Source organism: Gemmatimonadota bacterium, from assembly GCA_009838845.1.
Lineage (GTDB): Bacteria > Latescibacterota > UBA2968 > UBA2968 > UBA2968 > VXRD01.
Genome location: VXRD01000024.1, coordinates 1 through 16,578, shown reverse-complemented (window position 1 = coordinate 16,578; position 16,578 = coordinate 1). Strand labels below are relative to the sequence as shown.

Sequence of the window (16,578 nt, the reverse complement as noted above, 5' to 3'; positions counted from 1 at the left end):
TCGAATATTTGATAATTAAACTAAAAACAACAGGTTATGCACCACAAGGCTCCAGACTATCACGTTCCAATCTTGGGGCCAGATGTGTCAAAATATCTCATAACCGATCCCAATGGAATTTATGTCGATGCCACCTTGGGAGGGGGCGGACACGCTGAAATTATGCTGAACCAACTGGGACCTGATGGCAAATTGATCGGCATTGACCGCGATCCCAAAGCTATCGAAGTCGCGGCAAAACGCCTGACTCCATTCAAAGATCGCGTTTATACAGTGCAAGCACCGTTTTGGAATCTCCGACACATTCTGGCCGAACATGCCCTTGAGACAATTACAGGCATTTTATTTGATCTGGGGATCTCATCTCACCAGATTGACAATGCCGACCGGGGGTTCAGCTTTCAACAACGCGGTGTGCTTGATATGCGTATGGGACCCGATGCAAAATGCACTGCCCACGAGGTGGTCAATTCATATTCGCAGGAAAATCTGACCCGCGTCATTAAAACTTATGGTGAAGAACGCGCTGCTGCCCGCATTGCCCGGGCAATTTGTGAAAACAGACCTCTTAATTATACAGACGACCTGGCCGATGTAATTGTGCGGCACAGTTATGGTCCTCGAAAACAAAAGACGCTTGCGCGGGTATTTCAGGCACTTCGCATTGAAGTGAACGACGAATTGACACACCTTGAAGACGCACTTCAAACAGCTATTGATCTGCTCAAACCCGGTGGGCGCATTGGTGTTTTGTCTTACCATTCGCTGGAACACCGCGCTGTCAAACGGGTTTTTGAACTGGGCACGCGCGATTGTATCGGACCTGTGGATCTGCCTTTATGCGCGTGTGATCGCCTGCCTGTATTGACCTTACCGAGAAAGCGAGCCATTCGACCAAATCGGGCGGAAATCGCCAAAAATCCACGGGCACGTAGCGCAACACTTCGCATGGCGCAACGCCTTGATGTTTCCGCTCAGCCCTGGTTATGCCATCAAGGACTACTGTCGTGACTTCAGAACCGCGCCCACCCTGGGGGATTTATCGCTCTGGTTTTTTATCGATTATTCTCCTCGTTGCAGGATTACTGATTTATATGTGGGGACATGTGCAAACCCTGAGTCAGGGGCGTGAAATAGATCGGCTGAGTGAAGAGCGAAAAAATCTTTTGAACCAGCAAGAGCGACTCCTGGCACGTACAGCGAGTTTGAAGCAGAGCAATCGCATTCGCGATATTGCCGTTCGAGAATTGGGCATGGTGTTCCCAAGTGATCCACCAAAAAATTTGTATTTGAGTCGATAATGAATAACCGCTTAAGAATAATCGCGTTTTTCGGTATGGGATTCGCACTACTTTTGGCGTTTCGGTTGGTTTCTCTACAAGTCTGGTCGGTAGAGACGTACGCAGACCAGGCGCGCAGTCAGCATGTCAAGAAGCGGGTTTTACTGGCAGAAAGAGGACGCATTTTTGACCGACGCGGTCGGGTGCTGGCGACAAGTCTCGAATCCCAATCGTTCTTTCTCAATCAAATATCCGATAGAGACAGTCTGCGTGCGCTCGCCGTTCGGTTTTCTCAACAATCCGGACATGATGAGGCATCTCTCCTTGAAAAGGTAGATCGCTCGCGCTCCTTCGTATGGCTGGCTCGTCAGGTCATCGATGCACCGACCGGATTGCCAGAGGGGATCGGGCGCATTGTCGAGATGAGGCGCAATTATCCCATGGGTGCTCTGGCGGGTCAGGTATTGGGATATACCGATACCGATGGACAGGGAATCGAAGGGATTGAACGCGCTTTTGATCCAATCTTGAGAGGCGAACCAGGGGAGTTATCCGCGCGCGTTGATGCGCGAGGACAAATGCTCAGCACACTCGGCGCAGTTCGGCAGATGCCTAAAAATGGCGATGACATCACGCTTACCATCGATGCCGATTATCAGGCTATTGCAGAAGAAGAGTTGCTAAAAGGCATGCAGAAATTCAATGCCAAAAGCGGCATTGCCATTGTGATGGAACCCCATACGGGCGAAATTTTAGCACTGGCAAACGCGCCCTTTTACGATCCAAATGATTTTTCAAAATCAGAACTCTGGATACGGCGCAATCGGGCGGCGACCGATCAGTTCGAGCCGGGTTCGACCTTTAAGGTTGTGGCATTTGCCGCCGCGCTCGAAGCCGGTTTGGTCGAGCCAGAAGATAAAATCTTCTGTGAAAATGGCAGAATGCGTATTGCTGGCGGCAAAATACTTCGAGACTCACATCCCGAAGGCTGGCTGACCGTGCGAGAGGTGATGGAAGAATCGAGCAATATTGGCACGGCTAAAATTGCACGTAAAGTGAAAAAAGGTCCCTTGTATCGCCAGATGCGCTTGTTTGGCTTTGGTGCCAAAACAGGGGCGGATTTGCCGGGCGAAGTCGGCGGTCAACTTCGCCATCCAGATAAATGGTCGGCACGATCATTGGAAACCCTTTCCATTGGGCAAGAGATCGCCGTGACAGCCCTTCAGGTCGCCGCTGCTTATAGCGCGATTGCCAATGGGGGACGCTTAATGAAGCCGCGTATTTTTTTAAGAGCTTCTCGCAAAGATTCCACAACGGATGAAGGATCGCCCAGACCCATTCGACGGGTAATATCGCTCGAAACAGCGCGCACTCTTACCAGTTTCCTCGAAGGCGTTGTCAGTCACGGCACCGGTAAAAATGCGCGCATATCCGGATATCGGGTCGCGGGAAAAACAGGGACAGCGCAACAAGTGAAAGAGGGACAACCCGGATACGATCCCAATCGCTATGTTCCGTCTTTTGTGGGTTTTTTGCCCGTTGAACGCCCCGAACTACTGTGCCTGGTAGCCATAGATAGTCCCAAAAGGATCCATTGGGCAAGTCTGGTTGCTGCACCCGTTTTTAGTAGCATTATAAAGCGAATTTTAAGCCTGCGGCAAACCCCTCTGCGCCATAGCGCGCCCCTGATTGAAGAACAGCCACCTCCGCCTCCTCGCGCCGACATTCATCTGGTGGGCCTTTCGCGAAAAGCTGCAACAGATGCTCTGAAACGTCTGGGAATGACCTATCAAATTGCGAGCGAAGGAGACCGCGTTGTTGGACAGCATATCGACATTGAGGAAAATAATGTCTCGTTGTTTTTGGCTTCCGCGCCAATCACCATCCCCGATCACCGCACAGAGACCAAAGGTTCTGAATCGCTTTACATGCCCGATGTGCGCGGAGCACCCGTGCGGCAGGCGGTTGCCCAATTGACACAGTTGGGGTTCCAGATCAAAATTTCGGGTAGTGGACGAGTAATCGCACAATCGCCCGAACCGGGTGTAGCCGTAAAACCGGGAACAGTATGCACGGTCGAATGCAAACGAGAAAGTTGAGATATGCGTCTGCGAGAACTGCTATCCGACGTGCCAAATGTCGTGAGGATGCGTGGAAATAATCCCGATATCGGGGGTATTGCAACCCATTCGGGGCGCGTCAAAGAAGGCGATGTATTTGTCGCACTCAGTGGCGATGGCAGCATTCCAGATCGACATCCATTTATTTTTCAGGCGGTTCAGGCCGGTGCTCGAGCCGTTGTTGCCGAACGCGATGTCGATGTAGGGGATAAGGCTTTTATTCAAACGACCAACACGCATCGTGCACTTGCACATATTGCCCATCGTTTTTACAACAGACCGAGCGAACAGTTGAAAATGATCGGTGTTACGGGCACCAATGGCAAAACATCGACCGTTTATCTTATCCGCGCGGTGCTCGAAATGGCTGGTCTCGCACCGGGTTTGATTGGAACCATTGAACACGACCTCGGCACAACACGCGAAATATCGCACAATTCTACACCACAGGCACACGACTTACACCGCATGTTTCGCGTAATGGTCGATGCAGGATGCCGGTCAGCCGCGATGGAAGTGACCTCACACGGACTGGCGCAAAACCGCGTGTTGGGCATTGATTATGAAGTCGCGGTATTTACTAACCTGACGCGCGATCATCTGGATTATCACAATACGCCTGACGCCTATTTGGCCGCCAAGGCACGGCTCTTTGACAATCTCAAACCAGATGCTTATGCAGTCGTCAATACAGACGATGCGGCATCAAAAATATTGATAAAAAAATGTTCGGCACACTTGTTGAACTATGGCCGCGCAGAAGATGCGACAGTGCGCATTTTAGAGGGTAGCACTTCGCAGGACGGTACGCGGCTTTGCTTGCAAACGCCGCACGGACAGATGGACCTGAAACTGGCACTTCGGGGCGATTTTCAGTTGTATAATGCCACTGCGGCTGTCACTGCTGGCCTCGCATTGGAGATCGAACCTGATATCATCGCAGATGCTTTGCGCGACATTCGGATTCCAGGTCGTTTTGAAGGCATTGATTGCGGGCAAAATTTTGGGGTATTTGTCGATTATGCACACGCGCCAGATGGACTAAAAAATGTGCTACAAACCGCGCGCGCATTTGCCCGAGGGCAACTGATTTGCGTATTTGGATGCGGCGGGGACCGCGACAAGGGCAAGCGGCCTGTGATGGGCGGCCTATCTGCACGGTTGGCCGATCTGTCTGTAGTGACATCAGACAATCCTCGCACCGAAGACCCCGATGCCATCATTGCCGATATTTTGCCCGGTCTGGGGGATGCCCCGCACATCGTTGAATCCAATCGCCGACGGGCAATAGAAAAGGCCATTGCAAAAGCGCAAGCGGGCGACCTCGTGCTCATTGCGGGCAAAGGACATGAAAATTATCAGGAAATCAATGGGATTAAAACCCCTTTTGACGATCGGGAAGTTGCACGGGAAATACTCAAGTGCAAAGTGGGGTGATGGGTTATATGGAAGGACTAACGCTATCAGATGTAATTGAATCAACCCGAGGCCACTGGACCGGAAGGAATGAGCCATCCGCTATTGTACCAACAGGGGTCAGTATTGATACGCGGACACTCAAACCAGGCGAAATTTTCTTTGCATTGCCCGGCGAAAAGGTCGATGGTCACCAATTTTTGGACGCTGCATTTGATAGGGGAGCCTGTGCTGCAGTGGTTATCCGATCTGGTGCTCGAGAATCGCGGCAAGCACTGATCGCCGTCGATGCACCAGATTTAGCCCTGGGTGATCTGGCGCGGTTTTATCGCAGGCGTTTCGACATTCCCGTTATTGGCATTACGGGTAGCAGTGGCAAAACCACGACTAAAGATATGGTCGCTGCTGTTTTGAGCACTCGGTATCGGGTTTTGGCTACACAGGGAAATCTCAATAACAGACTGGGAGTGCCGCTCACCTTATTCAAATTGTCAGCCCATTGCGATGTCGCAGTTATTGAAATGGGCATTAGCGAACGCGGCGGGTTGCGCTATCTGTGCGAAATTGCGCAACCAACCATCGGCATGATAACCAATATCGGACCAGCACATATCGAGTTTTTCGGCTCTGTAGAGGGTGTGGCAAAAGCCAAAGGGGAACTTCTGGAATATCTAGACGAGTCTTCTATGACTATCTTGAATCTCGATGACCTGTTTTTGTCCAAGGAGCGAGCAAAAGTTAAGGGGAGACTCCTGGGCATTGGGATCGAGCAGATATGTCAGTTTCGTGGGGAGGGACTCAAACTGGATCAGAAGGGCTTTGGTCATTTCTCTCTACAGGGCCATTCTTTTCACCTGTCAATTCCGGGCAAGCACAATGTGTATAACGCGCTGATGGCCGCAACGGCAGGTTGGGCTCTCGATGTGCCCCTACAAGATGCGGCAAAAGCACTTGAAAATTTTACGCTGACCAAATTGAGAAGTCAGGTACTGGAACACAATGGGATTCGCATGATCAACGACACGTACAACGCCAACCCCGCGTCGATGCGGGCAGCCCTTGAGACCCTATCGCAAATTGAGGTGGATGGTCGTCGGATTGCAGTAGTGGGCGATATGCGGGAATTAGGAGCAATGACCTACGACGCACATCGGGAATTGGGGCGCGAAGTGGGCAATCGGCAAATTGACGCACTTTTCGCGCTGGGCGATCTGGCGCCAGTCGTCGTTGAAGGGGGACGCGAAGCAGGCATAGATCAGGCGTGGGCTTATGCAGATCGGGATGCGTTAACCGGGGCATTGCAGACTTATTTGAAACCCGGAGATTTGATGCTCATCAAGGGATCGCGCAGCATTGCAATGGAGAGAATAGTCACAGCATTGGGGTTTGAAATGTAGGACGAGGGCCCCCCCCCTCACCTCTTACTTCTCAACCTTATTTTATGACACTGACAAACGAACAAAGATATGATCGAACCTGGATTCTGTTGCTGCTCATTGTGGTTATGCTGGTGGGCTTTGGCACAGTGATAGTGTATAGTGCCAGTTCTGGATTGGCACAACTGCGATTTGACAACAGCAATTTTTTTCTCAACCGCTGGGTCATTCGCATGGCCATCAGTTTGGTTGTGATGGTTCTGCTGATTCACATAGACTATCGCGTCTGGCGCAAACAGGCGCGTTTGATGCTGGCGATAGCTTTTGCTTTTTTGCTCGTGGTGCTCATCCTTAAGCTATTTGGCATTGGCGGGGTGCGAGGTGCATATCGCTGGATACCATTGCCAGGTGGGCAATTTCAACCCGCCGACATGATGCGCATAGTTCTGGTGCTTTACCTGGCCGATTCCCTGACGCGCCGCCAAGATGTAATTGAAAATTTCAAATCGGGCTTTTTACCCCATGGCGTGGTAATCGGCACGGCAATGGTGATGATTTTGATACAACCCGATTTGGGTACAGCGATGGCAATTGGGTTGGCCTGTGCCTTGATGCTCTATCTGGGCGGGGTGCGACTGCGACACCTCATGGCGACTTTCGCAGGTCTTTTACCCGTTCTGTATGTGATTGTTTTTGTTTTTGGGTATCGCCGCGAGCGCGTAATGACGTTTATATTTCCCAGCGACGATGTGCAAAATACGGGCTATCAGATCGCGCAATCCCTTCTCGCCCTGGGCAGTGGTGGTTTTTGGGGCACGGGCCTGGGACAGGGACAGCAAAAATATTTCTTTTTGCCTGAGCCTCATACCGATTTTGTATTTAGCATTGTGGGTGAAGAGCTCGGTTTGTGGGGCACCCTGCTCGTTTTAATTTTATTTTTAATTTTTGGGAGATGCGGATTTCGCATTGCCCGCATAGCCCCCGATACCTTTGGTTTTCTATTCGCTTCTGGCATTACTATTTCGATCCTGATTTATGCTCTGATCAATATGGGTGTAGCTACCGGATTGCTGCCTGTCACGGGACTTCCCCTTCCCTTTATCAGCTACGGTGGTTCATCCTTGATGTTTACACTCTCCGCGACAGGTGTGCTCATTGGCATTGGACGGGCGAGTACTCGACACAGAACCCGTCACTCACCTGCTACATCGCAAACCGTTCCCCGGCACGCGATGTATAAACGGCATCACCTCATCATTCCCCGACGTTGAACGATTTCAAAATGGTCTCATTCGACGCTGGAACCCGAGTGCATTTTATCGGCATTGGCGGCATAAGCATGAGCGCGCTGGCTGAATTGCTCGCCGCACGCGGATGCCTCATTTCGGGTTCTGACCGACAGGATTCACCGCTTATCCGGCGTTTGGTCCAACTCGGCATTCCCGTGCGAATTGGACATGCGCGCGGTGCCATTGCTGGAGCCGACTGCGTCGTTTACACATCGGCGACGGATTCTGAGAATCCCGAAAGAAAAGCCGCGCGTGAAAAAGGCATTCCCCTATTGCGCCGCGCTGAATTGCTCGGTCAACTTGTGAATCCACATCCCTCGATATGCGTGGCGGGTACACACGGCAAGACCACCACAACAGCAATGATCACGACCATGCTCATCGCCGCTGGCCATGATCCTACTGCTCTTATAGGGGGTGTGATTTCTGGCTGGAAAACCGCGTTGCACATTGGCAGTGGCGCGCACTGGGTAGTAGAAGCCGATGAATACGATCGCTCTTTTTTGACATTAAAACCCAAAATTGCCGTGGTGACTGCGCTCGAAGCCGATCACCTCGACTGCTACGAAGATATGAACGACATTCGCGTGACTTTTGAACAATTTGTCAATGCCCTGCCCAACGATGGCTGCGCTGTGTTGTGTGCCGACTCTCCCGATATACGCATGCTCAATCTCGATAGGCGATACAAAAAAATGACCTTCGGTTTGACAGACGGCGACCTTCGCGCAACAAGCATTGAACAAGACGGTTTTGGGATGGCTTTTGACGTGTTTGAAAAGAATACGCGGTTGGGGCGTGCGCGCCTACAAGTGCCGGGCAGACACAATGTGACTAATGCTCTATCAGCACTTGGAGTTGGCGTGTATGTCGGCCTCAATTGGGAAGAAATCTGTAGTGGTATCGAAGCATTTCGAGGTGTACATCGCCGGTTTGAAATGCTCGGCGAAGCGCGGGGTATCGCGGTGGTTGATGATTACGCCCATCACCCCACAGAAATTGCTGCCACACTTCAGGCTGTGCGGGCGGGATGGCGTGGCCGCCTTGTAGTCGCTTTTCAACCGCATTTGTACACCCGGACACGCGATTTTGCACCCGATTTTGCCCGAGTGTTACAACGGGCCGATCGCGTGTGGATCACCGATATTTATCCCGCACGAGAAGAACCCATTGCGGGCGTTGACGGGAAGTGGCTTGCCGATCAGATTTCCGGCGCAAATTACGCACCTGCGCTAAATGATTTAAAAGTGGCATTATTAAACGACTTGCGTGCTGGAGATCTTCTACTGGTTATGGGTGCTGGAGATATTGAAACAGTTGCCCGCGATATTTACCAAATACTTAGAGAAATATAAGGCAATGTACGATGCACGACGCAATTTGCTCGCGAGAGAGATTCAACGCCAATGCCGGGGAAAGCTCAAGCGTGATGAATCCCTCGCCAAACACACGACATTTGGATTGGGTGGTACAGCAGACCTCTTTTTTTCCCCGGCCGATCTCAGCGATTTGGCCATTGCTGTACCCCTGATCAAAGATGCTGGCCTTCCGATTTTTCCGCTGGGTGGGGGAACGAATACTCTCGTGCGCGACAGCGGATTCCACGGACTGGTCATTTCACTGACAACGGGCGCACGACGTATTGAGATTGGGGATGATGAGGGCGTCATACAGGCCGGTGCAAGCACGCAGGTGGTATCTCGACAATGCCAGCGGGCAGGCAAAACGGGATTGGAATTTGGGTGTGGAATCCCCGGCACCATCGGCGGTGCAATATGGGGCAATGCCGGCGCCTGGGGCGGTGAAACGATGGATCGGGTGAACTGGTTGCGCGGTGTCGATCTCAGAACGAGTCGGGAAATTTACCTCGAGCAATCCGACATTTCTTTTGGATATCGACACACAAACTTGCCTACTGATCTGCTCATTGTCGAAGCCGGGTTCCGACTTGCAGAAGGCGATCCCAAAACCATTGCCGCCGAGATGAATCGCATGCTGGCAGAGCGCAAGAGCACGCAACCGCTGTCAAACCGCAGTTCAGGGTGCATTTTTAAGAATCCACCAGGTCATTCTGCGGGAGCGCTCATCGATAGTGCCGGATGTAAAGGGATGTCGATAGGTGCAGTGAAAGTTTCGGATGTACACGCCAATTTTATGGTCAACCTCGGTGGGCATTCCACCGAAGATGTACTCGCGCTGATTGCGCGGGTTCAAAAGCGCGTTTTTCAGGTTCACAAAATTGAATTGGAGACAGAAGTAAGGATATTGGGTGAATAATGATCTTTTCTCAGGAGGGTTTTATGTCTGAGTATAAACCAATCTATATCTCTCACAGGTCTAAAAATATACAGGACGCGGTGAACACGACCCTGAACACAACGCCTGCGCCGCAGAAACGTCCGCGAAAATTCGCGCGCTGGGTAATTGTTATGACACTGATGAGCCTGCTGGGTGTGGGCATCCAAAATGCCTATTCATCGCTAACAGATTCAGATTTCTTTCTCATGACACATATTCGGGTCCTCGGCAACTCCCTGATGTCTGAAACTGAAATCTTGGCTCTTTCGCAATTGCAGGTGGGCACAAATCTCTTTGCCTGTGATATAACATCTGTAACAGAACGTGTGGCACAACACCCGATGGTCAAAAAAGTGTTGCTACACAGAGAACCACCGGAAACACTGGTCATTAGCATTGAGGAACGCCAGCCTGTTGGACTGTTGAACACGCCCAATGGTTTGATGGGGCTGGATGAGTCTGGCAAAATTTTCCCCCTGTCCCCTGCGGCGCAGGTGGATTTGCCCATTCTGACGGGTATTGATTTACAACGAGATAAGGATGGCTCCTGGGCAAGTGCTCTGGCGAAATTTGTGACGGCATTGCAAATCCGCACACCGGCGTTTTGGCGTGAAATTTCAGAAATTTGCACGGACAATCCCCATTCTGCTACGGTTTATCTGGTGGCTGATGATCTGGCCCTCAGAATGCGTTTAGAAAACCCCGAAAAGCAGATTCGGAATTTCCGGGCCTACACCCAGGCCTCATCTGGACTTGGTACAGACCTCGCGTATATTGACCTGCGCTATCGGGATCAAGTAATCGTGGGAAGGCGGTAGTAGTTCATTAGTGAAAGGGACCCACACGATGGATCGGATTGTTGGACTCGATATTGGCTCCACCAAGATCTGTGCTGTTGTAGCTGAAGTAGATGACGATGGTACGCTCAAAATCACGGGATTGGGCAGCAGTCCCTCCCAGGGCCTCAAGCGCGGTGTGGTGATCAATGTGGAAAAGACCGTGCAATCTATCCGCACAGCTATAGAAGAAGCGCAGGAAATGTCGGGCACGCGCATCGGTGCTGTTTATGCGGGCATTGCGGGAGATCATATTCGCAGCGTGAATACGCGAGCGGTTGTGGCCGTTTCGGGACCGGACAACGAGATTACGGCCAATGATGAAGAACGTGCGATTGAAGCAGCCAAAGCGGTATCTATTCCCATGGATCGAGAAATTGTTCATGTGCTGCCGCAGGCTTTTGTAGTTGACGATCAGCCCGGTATTAAAGACCCCATAGGCATGTCGGGTGTGAGACTCGAAGTCGATGTGCATATTGTAACCGGCGCAGTAACTTCAGCGCAGAATATCTGCAAAAGTATCCGTCGTGCAGGTGTAGAGGTGGTGGATCTGGTGCTTGAACCCATTGCTTCGAGTTATGCTGTATTGACACCTGACGAAGAGGAAATGGGCGTGGCACTGGTCGATGTAGGAGGTGGCACGACCGATCTCGCGGTGTTTTACGATGGTGCTATTCGCCATACAGCCGTTGTGGGATTGGGGGGAGCAAATGTGACAAACGATATGGCTATTGGTTTGCGCACGCCCTGGAAACAAGCCGAAGACATGAAACGAGAAAGCGGCTGTGCATTGCAATCACTGGTCAAGCCCAACGATATGATCGAAGTGCCGGGTGTTGCCGGAAGGCCTTCTCGCAAGGTGTCCCGGACAAAAATGGCCGCGATTATTGAGGCGCGCATGGAAGAAATTTTTGGACATATAAATCAGGAGATTCGCCGCACCGACTATGCCGACTTACTGGGGGCGGGCATCGTACTCACAGGTGGGGGTTCAATGCTCCAGGGTTGTGCTGAACTGGCCAAAGAAATTTTTGACTCACCCGTGACTATTGGCAAACCCCGAGGGATAACGGGACGAGCCAATGCCGTGAGCGAACCGCTCTATGCCACCGCTGTTGGGCTGGTGCAATTTGGGCTATTTCACCAAAATGGCAATTTTATATCCGATGACGGCGTTTTTCACAATTCAATTTTTGGTCGTATGAAAAACTGGATTCGGGATTTTTTTTAAGGATCTTCAATCTCCACTAAATTTGTGTCTAATCGTTAATAGTCAATCAATTTCTCATGTATTTAAACAGGGGGTTCTCATGGTAACTTTTTCTATTGTCGACGCCGATAGCCAGGCCAAAATCCGGGTCGTAGGCGTTGGGGGATCAGGTGGTAATGCGATCAATCGCATGATTGAGTCGGGATTGCATGGCGTTGAGTTTATCGCCATCAACACCGACGAACAAGATCTCGAACTTTCACAGGCGCCTAATTGCATTCAAATTGGGCGCAATATCACAAAGGGGTTGGGCGCGGGTGCCAATCCCGAAATTGGTGCAGAGGCCATTGAAGAAAATCGCGACGAGGTGGCCGAAGCATTGGCTGAGTCCGATATGGTTTTTGTGACCGCTGGCATGGGTGGCGGCACGGGCACGGGTGCAGCGCCCACCGTCGCCGAAATTGCTCGCGAGGTAGGCGCGCTCACTGTAGGCATTGTGAGCCTGCCTTTTAGAATGGAAGGCATGCCGCGCATGCGCAATGCCCAAGCGGGTATTGATTCCCTGAAAAGATCTTCTGATACAGTGATTATTATCCCCAATCAGCGACTTTTGGAAATCAGCTCAGAAGATACAACACTGACAGAGGCATTTCTCATCGCCGATGATATTTTGTTGCAGGCCACGCGGGGTATTTCCGATTTGATCACCATACCCGGCGAAGTGAATCTCGACTTTAATGACGTGCGTACGGTAATGCAAGCCGGCGGCGATGCACTGATGGGTACGGCCGAAGCTTCTGGCGAAAATCGGGCGATTACAGCAGCCGAAAAAGCATTGAATAGCCCATTGCTCGACAATGTATCTGTTGCGGGTGCTCAGGGGGTGCTGGTTAATATTTCCGCCAGCAGCGAACTGAAGCTGTTTGAAATGGATAAAGCTGTGAATCTCATAACCGATGCCGTGGGCCACGAAGCCAATATTATATGGGGTACGGTACTCGATGATAACCTCGGGGACGAAATGCGCGTCACAGTTATTGCCACGGGCTTTAATACTGGATCACCACCGAAGCCCAATGCGAACATTTCTTACTCAAAATTCACACCCGAGCCTACTGTTAGCACAGATATTCCAGCCTTTATACGCAAAATTGAATCTGAGAATACTGAGCTTGATACAGAGGAAGTACCCGAGGAAAAACTCGAGGAAAAACCCGAGGAAAAACCCGAGGAAAAACCCGAAGAAAAACCCAAAATCGACACCATATCTCTAAACGATCTACAATACCCTACATTTCTTCGCAGACAAAAGGAAGGATAAAATAAGACGTGAGACGTAAGACGCAAGACGTAAGCTCCCCCTTGCGTCTCCCCCAACAACAGGCATATCTCTACGCAATATCTGCCGTCTTTCTGTGGTCAACGGCGGCCACGGCATTTAAGTTATCGCTACGCGTTTTAGATCCTATCCAACTTTTGTTCTACGCTGTACTTGCGTCGTCCATTGTTCTGGGCCTGATTTTAATGGTTCAGGGCAAATGGTCGGCGGTTTTTTTGTGTACGCGACGGCAGTATTTGCAATCCCTCGGATTGGGGTTGCTCAATCCATGTGCCTACTATCTGGTATTGCTTCGCGCTTATGACCTGCTGCCCGCTCAGGAAGCACAACCACTGAATTACACCTGGGCAATAGCGCTGGCCCTGTTGTCTATTCCCCTTTTAAAACAAAAACTGACCCTTTGGGATGTGATCGGCGGGACTGTGAGTTATGCGGGGGTATTTGTGATTTCTACTCGGGGCGATATAATGGGATTTCGATTTTCCAATCCCCAGGGAGTGGGACTGGCTCTTTTCAGCAGTTTCTTGTGGGCACTGTACTGGATCTTCAACAAACGGGATACACGAGACCCGGTTGTGGGAATGTTTTTGAATTTTGTTTTTGCATTGCCTTTTGTTCTGACAATCTGCATTGCATTTTCAGATATGCGGGTCAATATACAGGGGTTAGGCGGCGCTATTTACGTCGGCTTATTTGAAATGGGCATAACATTTGTCCTGTGGTTGTCGGCGATGAAGCTTACTGATCACACGGCGCGAATCGGAAATTTGATTTTTTTGTCCCCATTCTTATCCCTCGTCTTTATCCACTTTTTGGTAGGAGAAGACATATTTCCCTCCACTTATGTCGGACTGACGTTGATCATCGCGGGCTTGATTGTACAACAAAAAAAGCCCCAGAGCGTTGCTTGAACCGCTTTACACGCTACGCATTTGACATTAGTTTAATCCGATTCCACAAATAATTGATCAAGGAGGGTTTATGTCCCAACGTCCGAATATCCTGATTTTGCACAGTGATGAACACAGTTTTCGTTTTTTGTCGGCGCGCAGCCGCGACCAGGGTGGTGAACCCTGCCACACACCCACATTGGACGGTTTGATCGCACAAGGCGTCAACTTTGACGCGGCCTATTGTCAGATGCCGCTGTGTACACCAAGCCGTATATCAATGCTGACAGGGCGGCACGCCCATCGGTGTGGCGCGTGGACCAATGGGTCGATTTTGGACCCCGATTTGCCAACTTTTGGCAGTCATTTTCAAGCCAATGGATATAAAACAGCGGTCGTGGGCAAAACCCATTTGGGCGGATCTTTGCAACACGCCGGATTTGGCGCGCGGCCTTATGGCGATTTTGGTGGTCCCTGTTCCCATCAGCCCGATCCATTGCACAAAACAGGAGATGGTTTGCGGACGCGCACAGTCGATGCGGGAATCAGCGAGGTACCCGAATCACTCTTACAAGAAAATATGATTGCGCGCGAATCGCTTGCGTGGCTGCGCGAACATCGCCATGCCAATCCCGATAAACCGTGGCTGGTCTATACATCATTTAGCCGCCCTCACTTCCCACTAACCGCGCCGAAGCGATTTTTTGACCGTTATTATCCCGAAGGGGTAACACCACCCTGGGTGCGCCGCACCGGCGATAGTGCCGACCATCCGATGACTGTGGGCGCAATCAGGGGATTTCGTACCGAAGAGATCGCCGAAGATGAAATGATGAAAGCGCGAGCAGCTTATTTTGCAGCAGTCGATTTTTTGGACGAAATTCTGGGCGATTTTCTGGCCTTACTCGACCGCGATGGATTTTTGGATAACACAGTCATTGTATATACATCCGATCACGGAGAACTGGTGGGCGAACACGGAATATGGTGGAAAAATACCTGGCACGAAGCAGCCGCTCACGTGCCTTTCATCTTTTCGCTTCCCGAACACCGCAACGGTAGCCTGAACGCGCGAGAAATACGCACACCCGTAAGCCTCGCCGACCTCTTCCCCACACTTTGTGGATTGGCGGGTCTAAATTGTCCAGATGGTGTGGATGGTGTGGATTTGACAGATAGATTAAAAGGAGAAACGAGTGCCGCACTCAATAACCGCGCAGGCGTGATTACCGAATCACTAAATCCGCGCTGGGGCAAAGGCTCAGAGTTTCGGATGATACGCTCCAAAAAGTATAAATATATCGCATTTCGAGACTGTGAAGACCTCGCCTTTGATATGGAAACCGATCCCGACGAGCAACGCAATTTGCTAAAACATGATCCCGATAATGCCGACTTAAAAGCGCTGAGGGAAGCGGTACTGGATGGATTTGACTTTGACGAGGTGGGAGCCCTCCGCGAAAAGCAAACTGCTGAATTGCGCGCAAAATATCCAGCGCGTGTAAAAATGCAAACCCCCAATCAAATTCTGCGAGGCGACGGCAAATTGGTCGAAGTCGATACACCTCTATACGCTCCCAAAGTGATCAGCGATGATCTCGCACGAGATTTTGACGATTATCCCGGTCATTAGAACAGATAGGGTCAAAAAAAACCAGACACTGTATGGTGTCTGGTTTTCTTTTATTTTACATCACACCTGATATTATTGGATATCCCTCCTCTTTCCAATAGGTAATCCCGCCGATCATTTCTTTTACGGAAAATCCCAAGGCACTCAATTTCACAGCGGCTTTTGTCGCGCCGTTACACCCCGGTCCCCAGCAGTACACCACGAGCAGTCGGTCTTTGGGAAACTCGGCCATTCGCTCTTCGGTCATATCATTGTGATCAATGTGAATAGCGCCAGCAGCGTGACCGTTGAGATAGGCTTCTTTACCGCGGACATCAATAAGCGCAAAACTATTGATTCCATTTTCCAGATCCGCATTCACATCAAACGGATCGGTCTCACATCGCAACTTATATGAGAAGTATTCTCGTATCTTATCAGGCGAAGCTGGTGGTGTTTCACAAACGCGGGAAAAAGCTGTCATCGCAACCTCCAGGAATGATATAAAAAATTAAAGAAGCGCACATCGTGTTATTTTTATATTATAATCAAAATCCATTTTTTCGGCTATTTGCACTTCCCAAATCCTTCATTCAGAAATTCTGAACGCAAATGGAACTTTATCATTTACGCACATTTATCGCGGTTGCCAGCGAGCAAAACCTCACCCGTGCAGCACAAAAATTGTTCATCTCACCTTCCTCGGTCAGTTCACACATCAGAGGACTGGAAGAAGAACTCAATGTGGAACTATTTATTCGCACATCGAGGGGTATGCACCTTACCCCGGCTGGCGAATTTCTGAAACAAAAAGCTGAAAACGCACTTTGCACTGTAGAAGATTTTACACGCAGTGCCCGGGCATTTTGTGATCGGCCTTCAGGATGTGTGCGATTTGGCATTAACATGCCT

General features: G+C 50.5%; 15 protein-coding genes. 14 read left to right on the top strand and 1 reads right to left on the bottom strand.

What is annotated here, in order from left to right; genetic code table 11:
• Window positions 1–36: 36 nt before the first annotated feature.
• The 13 genes from rsmH (at window position 37) to F4Y39_03620 (ending at window position 15,687) form a co-directional block, all read left to right on the top strand.
• Complete coding sequence (gene rsmH, locus F4Y39_03680; protein MYC12804.1) at window positions 37–1,011, top strand: 16S rRNA (cytosine(1402)-N(4))-methyltransferase RsmH; 975 nt, start codon at window positions 37–39, stop codon at window positions 1,009–1,011.
• Entirely contained in the window at window positions 987–1,301 is a 315-nt protein-coding gene (locus tag F4Y39_03675; protein ID MYC12803.1) for a hypothetical protein, read from the top strand. Before rsmH ends, F4Y39_03675 begins: the two co-directional genes overlap by 25 nt.
• Window positions 1,301–3,379, top strand: a complete 2,079-nt coding sequence (locus F4Y39_03670) for a PASTA domain-containing protein (protein MYC12802.1) — start codon at window positions 1,301–1,303, stop codon at window positions 3,377–3,379. The genes F4Y39_03675 and F4Y39_03670 overlap by 1 nt, the downstream gene beginning before the upstream one ends.
• A gap of 3 nt (window positions 3,380–3,382) precedes the next feature.
• Window positions 3,383–4,837 carry a UDP-N-acetylmuramoyl-L-alanyl-D-glutamate--2,6-diaminopimelate ligase gene (locus F4Y39_03665; GenBank protein MYC12801.1) on the top strand — a complete coding sequence of 485 codons (1,455 nt, stop codon included), beginning with the start codon at window positions 3,383–3,385 and terminating at the stop codon, window positions 4,835–4,837.
• Window positions 4,837–6,213, top strand: a complete 1,377-nt coding sequence (locus tag F4Y39_03660) for a UDP-N-acetylmuramoyl-tripeptide--D-alanyl-D-alanine ligase (protein ID MYC12800.1) — start codon at window positions 4,837–4,839, stop codon at window positions 6,211–6,213. The genes F4Y39_03665 and F4Y39_03660 overlap by 1 nt, the downstream gene beginning before the upstream one ends.
• 44 nt (window positions 6,214–6,257) lie before the next feature.
• Window positions 6,258–7,463 (top strand): putative lipid II flippase FtsW, encoded by a 1,206-nt coding sequence (gene ftsW / locus F4Y39_03655; protein ID MYC12799.1) that lies wholly within the window; start codon window positions 6,258–6,260, stop codon window positions 7,461–7,463.
• The gene (locus tag F4Y39_03650) at window positions 7,460–8,836 is read left to right on the top strand and encodes a UDP-N-acetylmuramate--L-alanine ligase (GenBank protein MYC12798.1); all 1,377 of its coding nucleotides are present in this window, start codon (window positions 7,460–7,462) and stop codon (window positions 8,834–8,836) included. Before ftsW ends, F4Y39_03650 begins: the two co-directional genes overlap by 4 nt.
• 4 nt (window positions 8,837–8,840) lie before the next feature.
• Complete coding sequence (gene murB / locus F4Y39_03645; GenBank protein ID MYC12797.1) at window positions 8,841–9,758, top strand: UDP-N-acetylmuramate dehydrogenase; 918 nt, start codon at window positions 8,841–8,843, stop codon at window positions 9,756–9,758.
• Window positions 9,758–10,597 carry an FtsQ-type POTRA domain-containing protein gene (locus F4Y39_03640; protein ID MYC12796.1) on the top strand — a complete coding sequence of 280 codons (840 nt, stop codon included), beginning with the start codon at window positions 9,758–9,760 and terminating at the stop codon, window positions 10,595–10,597. Before murB ends, F4Y39_03640 begins: the two co-directional genes overlap by 1 nt.
• Before the next feature lie 28 nt (window positions 10,598–10,625).
• Window positions 10,626–11,846, top strand: coding sequence for a cell division protein FtsA (gene ftsA, locus F4Y39_03635; protein MYC12795.1), 1,221 nt, complete (start codon window positions 10,626–10,628; stop codon window positions 11,844–11,846).
• Window positions 11,847–11,925: 79 nt separating this feature from the next.
• Window positions 11,926–13,146 carry a cell division protein FtsZ gene (gene ftsZ, locus F4Y39_03630; protein ID MYC12794.1) on the top strand — a complete coding sequence of 407 codons (1,221 nt, stop codon included), beginning with the start codon at window positions 11,926–11,928 and terminating at the stop codon, window positions 13,144–13,146.
• A gap of 41 nt (window positions 13,147–13,187) precedes the next feature.
• A complete protein-coding gene (locus F4Y39_03625) occupies window positions 13,188–14,075 on the top strand; it encodes a DMT family transporter (GenBank protein ID MYC12793.1) in 888 nt (295 codons plus the stop codon).
• A gap of 70 nt (window positions 14,076–14,145) precedes the next feature.
• Window positions 14,146–15,687: a sulfatase-like hydrolase/transferase gene (locus tag F4Y39_03620; protein MYC12792.1), complete on the top strand. Its 1,542-nt coding sequence runs from the start codon at window positions 14,146–14,148 to the stop codon at window positions 15,685–15,687.
• 55 nt (window positions 15,688–15,742) lie between these two features.
• Here F4Y39_03620 and F4Y39_03615 read toward each other — a convergent pair whose 3' ends face one another.
• On the bottom strand, window positions 15,743–16,150 hold the full coding sequence (locus F4Y39_03615; protein MYC12791.1) for a rhodanese-like domain-containing protein: 408 nt from the start codon (window positions 16,148–16,150) through the stop codon (window positions 15,743–15,745).
• 128 nt (window positions 16,151–16,278) lie between these two features.
• On the opposite strand from F4Y39_03615, the gene F4Y39_03610 reads away from it, so the two are divergent.
• The coding region (locus F4Y39_03610; protein MYC12790.1) for a LysR family transcriptional regulator at window positions 16,279–16,578 on the top strand (300 nt) is incomplete at its 3' end.

Bases quoted from the DNA above. Each gene is read 5' to 3' on its own strand.
- F4Y39_03670 (MYC12802.1), top strand. From the start codon at position 1,301: ATGAATAACCGCTTAAGAATAATCGCGTTTTTCGGTATGGGATTCGCA.
- rsmH (MYC12804.1), top strand. From the start codon at position 37: ATGCACCACAAGGCTCCAGACTATCACGTTCCAATCTTGGGGCCAGAT.
- F4Y39_03620 (MYC12792.1), top strand. From the start codon at position 14,146: ATGTCCCAACGTCCGAATATCCTGATTTTGCACAGTGATGAACACAGT.
- F4Y39_03640 (MYC12796.1), top strand. From the start codon at position 9,758: ATGATCTTTTCTCAGGAGGGTTTTATGTCTGAGTATAAACCAATCTAT.
- F4Y39_03615 (MYC12791.1), bottom strand. From the start codon at position 16,150: ATGACAGCTTTTTCCCGCGTTTGTGAAACACCACCAGCTTCGCCTGAT.
- F4Y39_03675 (MYC12803.1), top strand. From the start codon at position 987: ATGCCATCAAGGACTACTGTCGTGACTTCAGAACCGCGCCCACCCTGG.
- ftsW (MYC12799.1), top strand. From the start codon at position 6,258: ATGACACTGACAAACGAACAAAGATATGATCGAACCTGGATTCTGTTG.
- F4Y39_03660 (MYC12800.1), top strand. From the start codon at position 4,837: ATGGGTTATATGGAAGGACTAACGCTATCAGATGTAATTGAATCAACC.
- F4Y39_03665 (MYC12801.1), top strand. From the start codon at position 3,383: ATGCGTCTGCGAGAACTGCTATCCGACGTGCCAAATGTCGTGAGGATG.
- ftsA (MYC12795.1), top strand. From the start codon at position 10,626: ATGGATCGGATTGTTGGACTCGATATTGGCTCCACCAAGATCTGTGCT.
- ftsZ (MYC12794.1), top strand. From the start codon at position 11,926: ATGGTAACTTTTTCTATTGTCGACGCCGATAGCCAGGCCAAAATCCGG.
- murB (MYC12797.1), top strand. From the start codon at position 8,841: ATGTACGATGCACGACGCAATTTGCTCGCGAGAGAGATTCAACGCCAA.